Here is a 12,746-nt window from a genome sequence, read left to right as displayed (position 1 = left end):
CACGGAATGGATCCTCGGGTCTGCGCGCGTCGCTTCGCTCCTTGCTCCGCCCGTGGATGACGATCGCGATGGGCGTTGCGGCCAATCGCCAAGGCATGCCACCCCAACGCGGACACATACCCCAACCTCGTCATTCCAGGGCGGAGCAGCCGCGTAGCGGCGTCGCGCAGACCCTGGAATCCGTGCCGTGACCTTGATCGAAGGATGCAGCCGGGCAGAATTCTGCAGCGTTGCGGCGCTCGGACGTCACGGAATGGATCCTCGGGTCTGCGCGCGTCGCTTTGCTCCTTGCTTCGCCCGTGGATGACGAAGTCCGGGCCGTTTCGGCCAATCGCCAAGGCATGCCGCCTGCCACGCGGACATACCTGACGATCGAAAAATCCCAGCTTCGTCATTCCAGGGCGGAGCAGCCGCGAAGCGGCGTCGCGCAGACCCTGGAATCCATTCCGTGACCTTGATCGAAGGCTGCAGCGGAGCAGAATTCTGTACCGTAGCGGCGCTCATATGTCCCGGAATGGATCCTCGGGTCTACGCGCGTCGCTTCGCTCCTTGCTCCGCCCGTGGATGACGACGAGCGGGTGTCGCTCAGCTCTTGCTGGAGGCCAGCACCAGCACCGGCTTCTCGCTGTAAAGCTTGGGGAACAGCGCCTTCAAATTCTCGATCTTGGGCAGGTCATTGTAGACGATATAGGGATAGGTCGGGTTCAGCGTCAGGAAGTCCTGATGGTAGTCCTCGGCCGGGTAGAAGGTCTTGCCGGTCTCGAGCGTGGTGACGATCGGCTTGCCGAACACCTTGGCCTTGTCGAGCTGGGCGATGTAGCTCTCGGCGACCTTCTTCTGCTCGTCGTTCTCGGTGAAGATCGTCGAGCGGTATTGCGTGCCCTGGTCCGGCCCCTGGTAGTTCAACTGCGTCGGATTGTGCGCGACCGAGAAATAGACCTGCAGCAGCTGGCCGTAGGTGACCTTCGACGGGTCGTAGGTGATCTCGACGGATTCGGCGTGGCCCGTGCGGCCGGTGCCGACGACTTCATAGACGGCGTTTTCGGCGCTGCCGCCGGTATAGCCGGACACAGCCTTGCTGACGCCCTTGACGTGCTGGAACACGCCCTGCACGCCCCAGAAACAGCCGCCGGCGAAGATCGCCTTTTCGGTGCCGCTCGCCGCCTTCTCGTCAATCGCCGGCGGCGGGATCACCACCGCGTCCTCGGCCGAGCGGGCCGGTGTCTGCCACAGGGCCGCTGCCGCCACGGCCGCCAGGCCGAGCACTGCCAACGTGCCGCGGGCGAAAAATGGCGATCGCCGCGCGGCCTTTGTCTTTATGCCGTTCATGTCCTGATCTCCTGTTGTTGCTTCATTATATACGATCGAAGCCTCGAAGCGGTTCTCACTTTGCCGTGCGGCCAATGGCCGAGGGCGCTCCCCCTCTCCGTCTCGGCTTCGCCGAGCCACCTCTCCCCCGCCTTTGGCGGGGGCGAGGAACCCAGGCGTACAAAGGCCGCGTCCTCCGCGATTGGCGTTTCCTCGCCCCCGCTAAGCGGGGGAGAGGTGGATCGGCGCGCAGCGCCGAGACGGAGCGGGGGCTGCGCTGCCCTGTGCGATTGCCTCGCAGGCCGGCGACGCAAGCGGATCGCCAGCTCACCTTACTGAGCGGTGGTGTCCGCTGGCTTCATGGCATCCGTCGCCGGCTTCATCGCATCCGTGGCGGGCTTCATCGCATCCACCGCCGGTTTCATTGCCTCGGTGCTCATCGCGTCGGGTTTCATGGCATCGGCGGGCTTCATGGCGTCCGTCGCCGGCTTCATGGCGTCGGTCGCCACCGCATTGGCGGGCTTCATCGCATTGGCCGTGTCGTCGGCGCGGGCGCCGGCGACGAAGACGGACGCGGAAAGCGCGAAGGCCAGCGCCGGCAGCGTGAGGAACTTGGACATGGGTAGTCTCCTTGGGTTTTGGCGCGCGCATGCGGGCCCTGGTGAAGCGTTGCCGCTCATGCGGCCCCGCGCGAAGAGAAGGAAAAATCAATTGGCGGCCGCGGCCAGGATCGGTCCGCCGCGCGGCGCCTGCACCAGCACCGCGGTGCTCAAGCCCCCTGCGGCTGCCGGCAGCGACAGCGTCGTCGCCGTGCCGTTCCAGCTGCCGAGCTTGGTCAGCGCATGAACGACATTGGCATGCGGCAGTGTGCGGCCGGTGTTCTCGCCGCGCGCCACCGGCACCTCGACGACGCCCCTTGTGTAGCGCACCAGCCAGATGTCGGCGCCGCCGCCCGGCGCCTTGCCGGCGCCGATGCTGACCTTGCCCTGCCCAAGCGAAAGCTCCGGGCCCTGCGTGCGGCCGCTTTTGGCGATCAGGCTCTGAATCTCGCCCGGCGCGGCGCCCACGCCGTCGCTTCTGCCGTTCACCACCACTTGCGGCGTGAACGGCCCGTCACGGCCTAGCGACGGCTCGTAGGTCACCTGGCGTTCGGTGAATTCCTTGCGGCCGAACGTGTCCTTCCAGCCGAGATAGTCCCAGTAGGTGACGTTGAACGACAGCGCCAGCACGCCCGGCTGGTCCTTGACCTTGATCAGGTTGGCGTTGGCCGGCGGGCAGGACGAGCAGCCTTGGCTGGTGAACAGCTCGACCACGGTGAGCGGCTGCGCGGTCGCCGCGCCCATCGTGGCCGCGAGCATCGCGCCGGCGAGCAGGGCCATCCTTGTTGTCGATCCGGTCATGGGAAGCAGTCTCCGTTGCGGGGTCATGCTTCATTTCGTCGTGGTGGAGAGGTTCGTTACAGCTTCACCGGTTTGTGATGTGGAGCATTTCCCTTCTCCCCTTGTGGGAGAAGGTGGATCGGCGCGCAGCGCCGAGACGGATGAGGGGTGCTCCAGCGGAGCGAGACCTCCACCCGCTCACCGCCAGGGCTGCAGGCTAGTGTCCTTCACATAGGCGATGATCGTATCGCAGACGCCGCTCATATCTTTCAGGATATCGTCGTTCCAAAAGCGCAAGATCCGAAATCCTCTCGCCTTCAACTCAGCTCCACGCTCCAAATCCGATTCCGAGTCCGCGTGCTGGCTGCCATCCAGCTCGACGATGAGCCGCGCCTCGAGACAAGCGAAATCGGCGACGTATTTTCCAATGGGCACCTGCCGGCGAAACTTGATCCGATCGAGCCTGCGGTCGCGCAATTCCTGCCACAGCTTGTGCTCAGCCTCCGTCATCTCGCGGCGGAGCGTCCGGGCAAAGCTGCGTTTGGCTGGGTGATGGGCTAGTGCGGCATTGCGCCAGACTACCTGGCCGCTGAGTTCCGTCCAACACCCCTCATCCGTCTCGGCGCTGCGCGCCGATCCACCTTCTCCCACAAGGGGAGAAGGGAAAAAGGCGTTCCGCTTGCCCCTCAACCCCGCCCCTGCTAAAGCCCGCCGCATGACGACGCCCCTCGACCACATCCGCAATTTCTCCATCGTCGCCCATATCGACCATGGCAAATCCACGCTTGCCGACCGGCTGATCCAGCTCACCGGCACGCTGGAGGAGCGCGACATGAAGGAGCAGGTGCTGGACTCGATGGATATCGAGCGCGAGCGCGGCATCACCATCAAGGCCCAGACCGTTCGGCTGAACTACCGCGCCAAAAACGGCGAGGACTATGTGCTGAACCTCATCGACACGCCCGGCCATGTCGATTTCGCCTATGAGGTGTCGCGTTCGCTGGCCGCCTGCGAGGGCTCGCTGCTGGTGGTTGACGCCTCCCAGGGCGTCGAGGCGCAAACTTTGGCCAATGTCTACCAGGCCATCGACAACAACCACGAGATCGTCGTGGTGCTGAACAAGGTCGACCTGCCGGCGGCCGAGCCCGAGCGCATCCGCGAGCAGGTGGAGGAGGTGATCGGCCTCGACGCCTCCAATGCGGTGCTGATCTCGGCCAAGACGGGGCTTGGCGTGCCCGACGTGCTGGAGGCGATCGTCCACCAGCTGCCGCCGCCGCGCGAGGGCGACATCGCGGCACCGCTCAAGGCCATGCTGGTCGACAGTTGGTACGACGCCTATCTCGGCGTCATCGTTCTGGTGCGCGTCATCGACGGCGTGATGAAGAAGGGCCAGACCATCCGCATGATGGGCACCGGCGCGAAGTACCTCGTCGAGCGGACGGGCGTGTTCAAGCCTGCCCGCGTCAATGTCGACGAGCTCGGCCCCGGCGAGTTCGGCTTCTTCACCGGCTCGATCAAGGAAGTGGCCGACACCCGCGTCGGCGACACCATCACCGAGGATCGCCGCCCGACCGCCAAGGCGCTTCCCGGCTTCAAGCCGGCGCAGCCGGTGGTGTTCTGCGGCCTGTTCCCGGTCGATGCCGCCGATTTCGAGGATCTGCGCGCCGCCGTCGGCAAATTGCGGCTCAACGATGCGAGCTTTTCCTATGAGATGGAAACCAGCGCCGCGCTCGGCTTCGGCTATCGCTGCGGCTTCCTCGGTCTGCTGCATCTGGAAATCATCCAGGAGCGGCTGGAGCGTGAGTTCAACCTCGACCTCATCGCCACGGCGCCGAGCGTCGTCTACCGCCTTAACCTCAATGACGGCTCGGTGAAGGAACTGCACAACCCGGCCGACATGCCCGACGTGGTCAAGATCGCCTCGATCGAGGAGCCGTGGATCCGTGCCACCATCCTGACCCCCGACGACTATCTCGGCGGCATCCTGAAGCTTTGCCAGGACAGGCGCGGCATCCAGGCCGATCTCTCCTATGTCGGCAAACGCGCCATGCTCACCTACGACCTGCCGCTCAACGAGGTGGTGTTCGATTTCTACGATCGGCTGAAGTCAATCTCCAAGGGCTACGCCTCCTTCGACTATCATCTGACCGATTATCGCGAGGGCGACCTGGTGAAGATGTCGATCCTGGTCAATGAGGAGCCGGTCGACGCGCTGTCGATGCTGGTGCATCGCACGGCGGCGGAAAAGCGCGGCCGAGCCATGTGCGAGAAGCTGAAGGAGCTGATCCCGCACCATCTGTTCAAGATCCCGATCCAGGCCGCAATCGGCGGCAAGGTCATCGCCCGCGAGACCATCTCGGCGCTCAGGAAGGACGTCACCGCCAAATGCTACGGCGGCGACGTGACCCGCAAGCGCAAGCTGCTCGACAAGCAGAAAGAAGGCAAGAAGCGCATGCGCCAGTTCGGCAAGGTGGATATTCCCCAGGAGGCGTTTATTCAGGCGCTGAAGATGGGGGATTGAGAATTTTATCCCTCGAGTTCTATCAACGGTGCGGCTAAAATGCCGAAATGATTCGAGAATCCAAACCTTTGCGCCTGGTTAGTCTGTTCAGCGGGATTGGCGGTTTCGAGCAAGGCTTGGAGAAGGCTGGATTCAGCACGACTCTGATGTGTGAGTCGGATCCTGTTGCAAGAGCGGTTCTGGCCCATCGCTTTCCCGAAGTTGAGATCGCACCCGATGTGACGAAGCTCAACTCAATTCCCAATTGCGATATAGTAACGGCTGGATGGCCTTGCCAGGATATTAGCTTGGCGGGCGGCATGAAGGGCTTGAGGGGAGATCGTTCCAGTTTAATAGGCGATGTTTTCCGCTTGATTGCAGAAAGCGATCACAAGCCAGAGTACGTCTTGCTTGAAAACGTGGCATTTGCTCTTGATTTGCACAAGGGAGAGTCCGTCAGGTTCGTAACCACTCAACTTGAGCAACTTGGCTATCGCTGGGCGTACCGGATACTAGACACTAGGTACTTTGGCCTCCCACAACGTCGTCGCCGTTTGTTCGTGCTAGCATCACTCCACGACAAGCCAGAAGCAATCTTGTTGGATGGCATTCAGGGCGAAGCCCGATCGAATTCGCCAGAGCCGAAAATGGTTGGATTTTATTGGACTGAGGGAAACCGGGGTCTTGGATGGTCCCCTGAAGCCATCCCTCCTTTGAAAGGTGGGTCGGGTCTCAGTATACCTTCTCCGCCTGCTATCTGGGATCGTCACACATCGAGTTTCGTCTCGCCAGGTATCAAAGATGCTGAACGTCTACAGGGCTTCGAACGAGATTGGACTGAGGCCGCTGACGCTTTTCCAAAGGGAACTAGAAAAAGGTGGCTATTGGTTGGGAATGCTGTAAGCGTGCCCGTTGCCCAATGGATCGGCCAAAGGATTATAGGCGCAAGAACAGGTGTGGACGACTGGAAAACAGTGCCGCATAGCGATCGCCTTCCAAAGGCTGCATACGGTGGTCCAAATGCCCCGGTTACGGAACTGTCTGTGACCAGCGAGGGGCCGGCACACCCAGATATCGCGAATCTGAGCGACTTCGAACTTAGTGATTTCTATCCAGTGTCAAAAAGGGCAATCGCAGGCTTCACCGGTCGCTTTGAAGTTGCCCCACTTCGGAAAAATCAAGAATTCCTTCAGGACTTGCGCCGGTATTTGAGCCTCCCTAAGGCTGCTTGAGATAGCCCTTCGAGTCTCTGTAATGCTCAAGCGCTGTCACATAGGAAAGCATAAATTCTCTCACACGGCCTAGCATCTCAAGAAGGTCGGAAGCAGTGACCTTCTCGCCCGCCTCCGCAAACGATTCTAGACCGTGAGCTAAAGCATTGCGTCTTTCTCGCACATTTTCAAGATCGCTACCGCCTAAAGTATGCGGAGGCGCTGCCCAGGTAATCGCCAAGCTGTCCTTCAATCGCACGGCAGTTGTCTGGCCAAAGTTTCCGCTGAACGGAAGGCGGTCTTTTTTGGATTCTTCCCAAGACGGCCGCCCCGTCATGAATGGCACGAAATCTGTCAGAAGATTGCCGTGATTAGTTCCTGCCTGCATCCTATCGAGAAATGCCGCCTGTACGACGTCCAACCTCCAGTAGTCTGTTACGTCGCTGGATGGAATATTCTCTAGCTCGATCTGCTCGCGGATAGATCTCATGACGGAGCGCATCGCACTCTCAAGGGCATTATAAAGCATCACATATGTCGTTGCTCTCAGAGAGGCAATCAACTGCCGCTTCTGGTGATAGCTCCTGGTATTTGCTTTCTGACGCTTTTCCAGCTCCCGCGTGGAGTCCAAAATAGCTTCAAGTTCATCCAGTTTTGCCCTAAGGGTAACAGTCTCGTTCATGCCTGTTCTAAAATTTTGTCTCGCACGAATTCAATTCTAGACCTGAGGCGGGGGCCGCTATTGCTAGCATCTGTTCGTACAAGTTGGTAGAAATCTGGCTCATCCAACCAATCAAAATTCGCACTGTCTAATTCAGGACGTTCGCGCAACGCCAAACAGGTTCCCACGGAGATCGCTTCGAATCGGACCCTCGGAACCTGCTGCGTTTTCTCGTTACGAAAGAACGCATTTGCTGAGTTATCGGCGATAAAATTCATAACTCGATCAAATTCCGCGGACATGGCGCTTGCCTCGTTTGGAGTAAGGCCTTGATTATACTTCTTAAAATAGCTATCAATAAACCGACGAACGTCATGTGTAAATAGTTTATAGTAATTAGAGTACACAAAAAATCGAGCTACCAATTCCTGTCGCTCACTTTCCCAGTTTTTATTTCCGCGGGAGCCTTTGCCTGGGGCGAGAAGCTTAAAAACCTCTCGATTTGCGCAGTCAATAACGAGATCGAGGAATGGTCCCTGGTACGCTCCTTTTCTTATTTCGGCGTCACTTAATTGCTTCGATGACGTATTTATCCTACGAAACAGTTCGACACGGGAGCTTTCATCGGTACCTTCTTCGAGGACAAACGACCTAATTGGGCTATTTAGAAAGCGTTTTTTCGTAACTGAGGGTAGTTTGCTGAACTTAAGACCATTTAACGAGTCAAGCTTCTCTAAGTTAACAAGCCGAAAAACATCATTCTTAAAATCGACAAGGGTACGTATCCGTTGCGATCCGTCAACGACCTCAAGTCTCCCGCCGACTTCGTAGAAAAAGATCGGGGGTATGGGAATACGCAGCAGTAAACTCTCTATGAAATACGATTTCTGATCATTGTTCCACTGTAGCGAGCGCTGGTACGTTGGAACATATATATCGCCCTCATCAGGGTTATCGTCTTTATATTTCCGTATTAGCGTGTCCACCGGAAAATCGGTAACCAGGTAGCGGACCTCGTTACGAGCTGTTTCCACCGCATCCTGGATGTCGGATTCACTGAGTTCCTGATTCGTCATAATGTCATCGCATTGCTGAGCCGATGCATTTCTAATGCCACAGAAAACATCCTTTCAAAAGATGACGCTGTTTGAAAACGTTCCCGCTGCCAGACGTCACCTGATGTCGAAGGTGCGCTCGAAAAATACCAAGCCGGAACTCATCCTTCGAAGGCACCTTCACTCCCTTGGATATCGATATCGATTGCATCAGGCCAAGTTGCCTGGGTCACCGGACATCGTGTTTGGGCCTAGAAAAGCTGCCATCTTTGTGCATGGCTGCTTCTGGCACCGGCATCACGGCTGCCCAAAAGCGACAACCCCAAAAGCCAGAAAAGAGTTTTGGGAAGCCAAATTTCGAGCGAACATAGAGCGAGATGCGAGGAAGATTTCTGAGCTAAGTCAGATCGGTTGGAGAGTTATGATAGTATGGGAATGCGAGACGTCGGACTTAGAGTCGCTTAACCCAAAAGTTGCCAGCTTCCTTGAGGCACATAGTTAGATCGACATACTTTCATCCTCAATCTCGCTTCTCCAGCGCTCCACATCGGCGTATCCTCTCCCCAGCTTGGGGCGACGCACATGCGCTCCACCTCGGACACCATCGCCGCGATCGGCCTCGCCATCGGCGGCGCTTTGGGCATCGCGGGCACGTTCGTTGCCGGCGATGCGCTGCGCGAGACGCTGTGGACCATCGATGGCGTCGGCATCGTCGTCGCCACGGCGCTGCTCACCATGAAATACCAGCGGCTCGGCAATGATCTCGTCGCGGCCGGGTTCCTCACCTTCCTGGCCGGCGAAAGCCTGCTTCTGGCCGGCAATGCGGCGGGCCTGCAGGCCAGCGTGCCTTCCTATGCCGGCGGCATTGCGTTGTGGGCGGCGGGGCTGGTGATGGTCAGCGCGCAGGCCACTTTCGCGCTTTGGATACGGCTCATGGCCTCCGTCGCCGCCGTGCTGTTCTCCGTCTCCGTCCTGATGATCCTGTGGGGCGCGCCGCTCTTGCCCATCTCGGCGCCGCTGCCGGCGCTCGGCTATCCGTTCCTGGTGCTGACCTTCATCGGCTGGATCTGGGCCTTGCTGAAGCCGGAGCGTTGAGCGCGAAGGCGATGCCCGCGCCGCTCGAAATCCGTAACAGCCCGTCGGGAAAGATCCTGCCCGCCGTCGGGCCGTTCCTGCTCGGCGGCATTTTCGGCTTCGGTGCGCTGCAGGGCGTGACTTGGGGGGCCAACAGCGGGCATGTGCTGTGGATCGCGCTGCTCGCTGTCGCCTGCCTGGGCCTCGGCGTATTCATCGCTCGCGGCGCCTTCGACAATTCGGTCAAGGTGGTGCTGAACCGCCAGGGTTTCCGCGATGCTCGCGCCGGCGACGTGCTGGTGCCGTGGAGCAAGGTGCGGAGCGTGCGGCTCGCCGCCGGCGGCAAGGGCGCGGCGATGCTCAATTTCGAGCTCACCGAGGAGCCGCCCGACGCAATCCGCTATTCCTCCGCCAACGCCTTCGGCCTGATGCCCTTCGGCCGGAACATCGTGCATATGGAAATCTCCTCGCTCGACGTGCGGGGAGAGGAGATGGTGGACGCGGTGAGGACATTCGCGCCGCATGTGGTGAGGCGCTGACTTTCCCTTCTCCCCCTGTGGGAGAAGGTGGCCGAGAAGCGGCCGGATGAGGGGTGTTCCAGCGGAGTGAGACGTCGGCTTTCCCTGGAACACCCCTCATCCGTCTCGGCGCTGCGCGCCGAGCCACCTTCCCCCACAAGGGGGGAAGGGGAGGTCGCGCCTCGCGCCCACCCGTGCTCTACTTCCCTCCTGGGGGACCTTGCCATGATTCGCGCTCTGCTCGCCTTCCTTCTGCTCACCTCGCCGGCTTTAGCCGCCGACATGTCGGTCTTCGTGCGCAACCAGCGTTCGGACGGCGTCGCGGTCGAGCTGTTCAGCCGCGACAGCCAAAAAGTCTGGCCGGGCGACGACAAGGTGTTCCTCATCCGCCCGAAGGCGCGAAAGTCCGTGCCGATCTCCTGCGAGCCGGGCGAGCATATCTGCTGGGGCGCCTGGGTGAATGGCGACGATTCCGTCACCGCTGGGGTCGGCCCCGACAACGACCAGCCCTGCGACACCTGCTGCTTCATCTGCACCGAGCATTCGACCGAGACGGTGGATCTGGCGGAGTAGCGGGGCGTCGAAGCTGCCAATCTCCCCCCAAGAGGGGGAGATCGGCCAATCGCTACGGTCTCACCAATCACCCCAAATTGCGTCAGCCATTTTTCGCCGCCACCCCTTGGCATATGCGCCCGCCATGTCATCATCCAGCCATCGGCCGCAGGGGCCGATTCGACCGGGGGTTCTCATGTCTTCCACCTTCGCGCGCCGCGTTGCCGCCGCGCTTTCGCTTGCCGTCCTCATCGCGCCCGCCGCCCGTGCCGGCGACGTCACCTTCCAGATCAAGAACAATCATCCCAACGCCATGCGCGTCGAGCTCTACAGCCAGGACCGCGACTATGTCTGGCCGGGCGAGGGCAAGGATTTCTATCTCGACGACGGCGAGACCAAGCAATTGCCGATCTCGTGCAACGAGGGCGAGAAGATCTGCTACGGCGCCTGGGTCGACGGCGATGAAGAAACCTATTGGGGCGTCGGCCCCAACAACAAGGAAACCTGCGAGGACTGCTGCTACACCTGCAGCGGCGGCCAGACCGAGGAGATCGACCTGGAGGAGTAGCTCTTCTCCTTCTCCCCTTGTGGGAGAAGGTGGATCGGCGCGCAGCGCCGAGACGGATGAGGGGTGCTCCAGCGGAGTGAGACGCCGGATATTTGAGCCATCACCTACATCGGCCAGTCTTCTGCCATGCCCCCCAACCCGTAACCCCGGCCAAAAGGAATTTCGCTCGGTCGATGCGCCGTGAGTCGACCGACGCGGAGGACCGTCTATGGCAGGAATTGCGCGGTCGTCGTCTCGACAACATCAAATTTAGGCGGCAAGTGCCGATTGGTCGGTTCGTGGCGGATTTCCTTTGCGCCGAGGCCAAGCTCGTCGTTGAGATTGACGGCAGCCAGCATGCGGAATCGCGCCATGACCAGGAACGCGATGCCGAGCTGAAAGTCAGGGGCTTTCGCGTGCTGCGGTTCTGGAACGACGATGTGCTGAAGGATTTGGATGCTGTCTGCGACACCATCATTGCCTATGTGAGGGATGAGAGTCTGCAACCCTGGCGGCAGCGGTGCATCGGCGTTCCTGCCAAGCTGGAGCACCCCTCATCCGTCTCGGCGCTGCGCGCCGAGCCACCACCCGGCCCTTCGCAGGCTCAGGGCGTTCGAAGCTCGAAAAGCCAAGCAATTGGCTTTTCGTCCGCTAACGCGGACCGCTTCTCACCCCACAAGGGGAGAAGGGGAGTTCATTCTTGACGCCCCTCTCACCATCGCCCTAGCCTCGCCTCAACCCAACAGGAGACCCCACCCACATGGCAGGCACGGTCGAAGGCGAGAAGATCGACGTTTCCTTCAGCGGCAAGCGTTGCATCCATTCGCGCAATTGTGTGCTCGGCAACCCGCATGTCTTCGTGCCCAACGCGCCGGGCGAGTGGATCCACCCTGACGCGGCAAGCGTCGAGCAGGTCGTGGCGCTGGCGGAAAACTGCCCGTCGGGCGCCATCACCTACACCAGAAAAGATGGCGGGCCGCAGGAGAAGCCGCCGCTGGTCAACACCGTGCGGTTGCGCGAGAACGGGCCGCTGGCCGTGCATGCCGAGATCGTGCTCGGCGAGGAGACCTTCCTGCGCGCAACGCTCTGCCGCTGCGGCCTGTCGCAGAACAAGCCGTTCTGCGACAACAGCCACATCAAGGCCGGCTTCACCGCCACAGGCGAGCCGCCGCTGAAGGAGGCGCAGGTGCTGGAGGCGCGGGACGGCCCACTGACGGTCACGCCTACCGTCAACGGCCCGCTCAAGGTTGAAGGCAATGCGGAGATCGTCACCGGCACCGGGCATACCATCGCGCGGACCACCAAGGTTTTCCTCTGCCGCTGCGGGCATTCGGCCAACAAGCCGTTTTGCGACGGGTCGCATAAAAGAGTGGGGTTCGTGGCATGACAAACGCCGCGCCCGCCTTAGCTTAGGGGGAGGACTCTCAGGAGGAATCCACCATGCGCACCATGCTCGCCCTTGCCTTGCTTGCCGTCGCAATGCCCACCTTCGCCGCAAACCACGCGGTTGAGATCAAGGACATGAAATTCCATCCGGCCAAGATCAGTGTCGCCGTTGGCGACACCGTGACCTTCACCAACGCCGATTCCAAGACGCACACCGCCACGGCGGATGACGGTTCCTTCGATACCGGCCAACTCGCCAAAGGCAAGCGCGCCAAGGTCAAGATATCGGCCGCCGGCGCGCATCCGTTTCATTGTGCGATCCACAGCTCGATGACGGGCACCGTCACGGCGAAATAGGAAACGCCGGCGCTTGAAAGACTGCTGCGCAGGCCGGCGCGAGGCCCCCCTCTCTGCCCTGCCGGGCATCTCCCCCTCAAGGGGGGAGATCAGATGTCGCCGCCGCTTTCGCCAAACCGCCAACGTAGCAAGGAGAGCGCCGGCGCCCAGGCTGCCAATCTCCCCCCTTGAGGGGGAGATGGCCGGCAGGCCAGAGAG

Annotated in this window: 16 protein-coding genes; 10 read left to right on the top strand and 6 right to left on the bottom strand. The window is 60.6% G+C overall.

Translation table 11 applies throughout. The features are described 5' to 3' along the window. Positions 1 to 585: 585 nt before the first annotated feature. The 4 genes from msrA to LB552_RS18965 all read right to left on the bottom strand — a co-directional run bounded on the left by msrA (position 586) and on the right by LB552_RS18965 (position 3,377). The gene (msrA, locus tag LB552_RS18980) at positions 586 to 1,329 is read right to left on the bottom strand and encodes a peptide-methionine (S)-S-oxide reductase MsrA (protein WP_224609261.1); all 744 of its coding nucleotides are present in this window, start codon (positions 1,327 to 1,329) and stop codon (positions 586 to 588) included. A 311-nt stretch (positions 1,330 to 1,640) separates the two neighbouring features. Then, positions 1,641 to 1,928 (bottom strand): hypothetical protein, encoded by a 288-nt coding sequence (locus tag LB552_RS18975; RefSeq protein WP_224609258.1) that lies wholly within the window; start codon positions 1,926 to 1,928, stop codon positions 1,641 to 1,643. Between the two features lie 87 nt (positions 1,929 to 2,015). Continuing rightward, complete coding sequence (locus tag LB552_RS18970) at positions 2,016 to 2,708, bottom strand: DUF1223 domain-containing protein (protein ID WP_224609255.1); 693 nt, start codon at positions 2,706 to 2,708, stop codon at positions 2,016 to 2,018. A gap of 177 nt (positions 2,709 to 2,885) precedes the next feature. Beyond that, entirely contained in the window at positions 2,886 to 3,377 is a 492-nt protein-coding gene (locus tag LB552_RS18965; protein WP_224609252.1) for an endonuclease domain-containing protein, read from the bottom strand. 25 nt (positions 3,378 to 3,402) lie between these two features. Here LB552_RS18965 and lepA point away from each other — a divergent pair, with 25 nt between their 5' ends. Continuing rightward, complete coding sequence (lepA, locus tag LB552_RS18960) at positions 3,403 to 5,208, top strand: translation elongation factor 4 (protein ID WP_224609249.1); 1,806 nt, start codon at positions 3,403 to 3,405, stop codon at positions 5,206 to 5,208. Positions 5,209 to 5,255: 47 nt separating this feature from the next. Beyond that, a complete protein-coding gene (locus tag LB552_RS18955; protein WP_224609246.1) occupies positions 5,256 to 6,419 on the top strand; it encodes a DNA cytosine methyltransferase in 1,164 nt (387 codons plus the stop codon). Here the strand turns inward: LB552_RS18955 and LB552_RS18950 are convergent. Together LB552_RS18950 and LB552_RS18945 are read right to left on the bottom strand one after the other, a co-directional pair. Next, positions 6,406 to 7,080, bottom strand: coding sequence for an MAE_28990/MAE_18760 family HEPN-like nuclease (locus tag LB552_RS18950; protein ID WP_224609243.1), 675 nt, complete (start codon positions 7,078 to 7,080; stop codon positions 6,406 to 6,408). The two genes, LB552_RS18955 and LB552_RS18950, sit on opposite strands and share 14 nt — an antisense overlap. Then, positions 7,077 to 8,135: a DUF262 domain-containing protein gene (locus tag LB552_RS18945; protein WP_224609240.1), complete on the bottom strand. Its 1,059-nt coding sequence runs from the start codon at positions 8,133 to 8,135 to the stop codon at positions 7,077 to 7,079. Before LB552_RS18945 ends, LB552_RS18950 begins: the two co-directional genes overlap by 4 nt. A 34-nt stretch (positions 8,136 to 8,169) precedes the next feature. On the opposite strand from LB552_RS18945, the gene LB552_RS18940 reads away from it, so the two are divergent. The 8 genes from LB552_RS18940 (at position 8,170) to LB552_RS18905 (ending at position 12,548) form a co-directional block, all read left to right on the top strand. Beyond that, on the top strand, positions 8,170 to 8,616 hold the full coding sequence (locus LB552_RS18940) for a very short patch repair endonuclease (protein WP_318012052.1): 447 nt from the start codon (positions 8,170 to 8,172) through the stop codon (positions 8,614 to 8,616). 80 nt (positions 8,617 to 8,696) lie between these two features. Continuing rightward, a complete protein-coding gene (locus LB552_RS18935) occupies positions 8,697 to 9,209 on the top strand; it encodes a hypothetical protein (RefSeq protein WP_224609237.1) in 513 nt (170 codons plus the stop codon). Next, positions 9,206 to 9,727, top strand: coding sequence for a hypothetical protein (locus LB552_RS18930; RefSeq protein ID WP_224609234.1), 522 nt, complete (start codon positions 9,206 to 9,208; stop codon positions 9,725 to 9,727). The genes LB552_RS18935 and LB552_RS18930 overlap by 4 nt, the downstream gene beginning before the upstream one ends. A 204-nt stretch (positions 9,728 to 9,931) precedes the next feature. Beyond that, positions 9,932 to 10,279, top strand: a complete 348-nt coding sequence (locus LB552_RS18925; RefSeq protein ID WP_140845287.1) for a hypothetical protein — start codon at positions 9,932 to 9,934, stop codon at positions 10,277 to 10,279. A 175-nt stretch (positions 10,280 to 10,454) separates the two neighbouring features. Continuing rightward, positions 10,455 to 10,826, top strand: coding sequence for a hypothetical protein (locus LB552_RS18920; protein WP_224609232.1), 372 nt, complete (start codon positions 10,455 to 10,457; stop codon positions 10,824 to 10,826). A 92-nt stretch (positions 10,827 to 10,918) separates the two neighbouring features. Further along, positions 10,919 to 11,509 (top strand): endonuclease domain-containing protein, encoded by a 591-nt coding sequence (locus LB552_RS18915; protein WP_224609229.1) that lies wholly within the window; start codon positions 10,919 to 10,921, stop codon positions 11,507 to 11,509. A 56-nt stretch (positions 11,510 to 11,565) separates the two neighbouring features. After that, complete coding sequence (locus LB552_RS18910; RefSeq protein WP_224549836.1) at positions 11,566 to 12,192, top strand: CDGSH iron-sulfur domain-containing protein; 627 nt, start codon at positions 11,566 to 11,568, stop codon at positions 12,190 to 12,192. A 53-nt stretch (positions 12,193 to 12,245) separates the two neighbouring features. Beyond that, positions 12,246 to 12,548 carry a cupredoxin family copper-binding protein gene (locus LB552_RS18905; protein WP_224609226.1) on the top strand — a complete coding sequence of 101 codons (303 nt, stop codon included), beginning with the start codon at positions 12,246 to 12,248 and terminating at the stop codon, positions 12,546 to 12,548. Positions 12,549 to 12,746: the final 198 nt, after the last annotated feature.

The organism is Mesorhizobium sp. CA7, from assembly GCF_020165015.1.
Lineage (GTDB): Bacteria > Pseudomonadota > Alphaproteobacteria > Rhizobiales > Rhizobiaceae > Mesorhizobium.
The sequence above is the reverse complement of the archived record's forward strand: the minus strand, read 5'-3'. Positions and strand labels throughout refer to the sequence as shown.